The 2,166-nt window shown below is 57.4% G+C and carries 2 protein-coding genes; both read right to left on the bottom strand.

What is annotated here, in order from left to right; translation table 11 throughout:
* Window positions 1–128: 128 nt before the first annotated feature.
* On the bottom strand, window positions 129–1,583 hold the full coding sequence (gene ahcY, locus ABYV26_RS24710) for an adenosylhomocysteinase (protein ID WP_372684008.1): 1,455 nt from the start codon (window positions 1,581–1,583) through the stop codon (window positions 129–131).
* Between the two features lie 76 nt (window positions 1,584–1,659).
* The coding region (locus ABYV26_RS24705) for a methionine adenosyltransferase domain-containing protein (RefSeq protein WP_372684007.1) at window positions 1,660–2,166 on the bottom strand (507 nt) is incomplete at its 5' end.

The raw sequence follows: 2,166 nt of genomic DNA, 5'->3' as shown, positions 1-2,166 counted from the left end.
GTTCCCTCACGCCGCTCTCCATGATGAACTAACATTGGCAATAATTTTAAGGCCTCATCTGGATCTGTCAAGGGCTAAGGGATCACTCCCATTGCCCGTGGACGCTCGCATCTTATTGGTTACATTCATTAATAGCGGTAGTGGTCCGGTTTGAAGGGACCGTCAACGGGGACTCCCAGATAGTCGGCCTGAACTGGGGTCAGCGTGGTCAGTTTCGCGCCCAGCCGGGCCAGGTGGAGCCGGGCTACCTCTTCGTCCAGCTTTTTCGGCAGGGTGTAGACTTTTCTTTCGTAGCCGCCTGAAGCCAGTTCGATCTGGGCCAGGCATTGGTTGGTGAAGCTGTTGCTCATGACAAAGCTGGGGTGGCCGGTGGCGCATCCTAAATTGACCAACCGCCCTTCGGCAAGGATGATGATGGACCGCCCGGATCTGAGGGTCCATTTATCAACCTGAGGCTTAATGGGTGTTTTCTTACAATCGGCACTTTTTTCCAGGTAGCTCATCTGGATCTCGTTGTCGAAGTGGCCGATGTTGCAAACGATGGCCTCATTTTTCATCTGCTCCATATGAGCACCGGTGATCACCTGGTAGCAGCCGGTGGCGGTCACGAAGATGTCGCCCAAGGGCGCGGCGTCTTCAATGGTGGTTACCTCGAAGCCTTCCATCGCCGCCTGCAGGGCGCAGATGGGATCGACCTCCGTCACCAGCACACGGGATCCGTAGCCACGCAAGGAATGGGCGCAGCCCTTGCCGACGTCGCCGTATCCGCAGACCACCGCCACTTTGCCGGCCATCATGACGTCAGTGGCCCGCTTGATGCCGTCCGCCAGGGATTCTCGGCAACCGTACAAGTTGTCGAATTTGGACTTGGTGACCGAATCGTTGACGTTGAATGCCGGGAACAGCAGGTCGCCGCTCTTGGCCAGCTGGTAAAGACGATGGACACCAGTGGTGGTCTCTTCGGAAACGCCCTTGACCGATGCGGCGATGCGGGTCCAAAAACTGGTATCATTGGCCTGGCCGGCTCTCAGGCGAGCCATCAACAACCGCATATCATCGGAATCGTATGCTTTGTCCAGCAGGGACGGGTCCTTTTCTACCGCCACCCCCTGGTGGATGAACATGGTGGCGTCGCCACCGTCGTCCACGATCAGGTCCGGTCCACTGCCGTCCGGCCATACCAACGCCTGTTCGGTGCACCACCAGTAGTCCTCAAGGTTTTCTCCTTTCCAGGCGAATACGGCGGCCGATCCCTTGCGGGCAATGGCCGCAGCCGCATGATCCTGGGTGGAAAAGATGTTGCAGGACGCCCAGCGAATGTCAGCACCGAGAATCTTCAGGGTATCGATGAGCATGGCGGTCTGGATGGTCATGTGCAAACTACCAGTGACCTTCAGGCCTTTGAGCGGCTGCTGCGGACCGTATTTCTCACGAACGGCCATCAGCCCGGGCATTTCGTTTTCAGCGAGCTGCATCTCCTTTTCACCGAAGTCGGCATGAGCCAGGTCGGCGATTTTATAGGGCAATGACGGATCATAAGCCAACGGGCCATCGATCGCCACGACGGTTTCTGCAAGTGTCATGCGTGTTCCTCCATAAATGAGGGGGGCCATCGGCCCCCTTTTGTTTTAATCACTAAAATAATCGTCGTTACGCAGATTACAACCCGGCCTTTTCACGAATAATCTCCGCCTTGTTGGTCTGCTCCCAGGAAAATTCCGGTTCGGTCCTTCCGAAGTGGCCGTATGCAGCGGTTTTGCGATAGATGGGCCGCAGCAGATCCAGGTACTCGATGATGGCCGCGGGTCTCAGGTCGAAAACCTCTTTGACGATCTCCTCCACCCGCTCCTTGGGCACCTTTCCCGTATGCATGAGGTCGATCATCACCGATACCGGTTCGGCAACGCCGATGGCGTAGGCGATCTGGACTTCGCACTTTTTGGCCAGACCCGCGGCCACGATGTTTTTGGCCACGTGACGCCCCATATAGGAGGCGCTGCGATCCACCTTGGAGGGATCCTTGCCGGAAAAGCAGCCGCCGCCGTGGCTTCCCTGGCCACCATAGGTGTCGACAATTATCTTTCGCCCGGTCAGCCCGCAGTCACCCATGGGGCCGCCCACGACGAACCGTCCGGTGGGATTGATAAAATAGCGGGTGTCACCGTC

The sequence above is a fragment of the Desulfosarcina sp. genome (genome assembly GCF_041551955.1).
Taxonomy (GTDB): domain Bacteria; phylum Desulfobacterota; class Desulfobacteria; order Desulfobacterales; family Desulfosarcinaceae; genus Desulfosarcina.
Note: the sequence above shows the minus strand (reverse complement) of the source record. Positions and strands in the feature narration are given on the sequence as shown.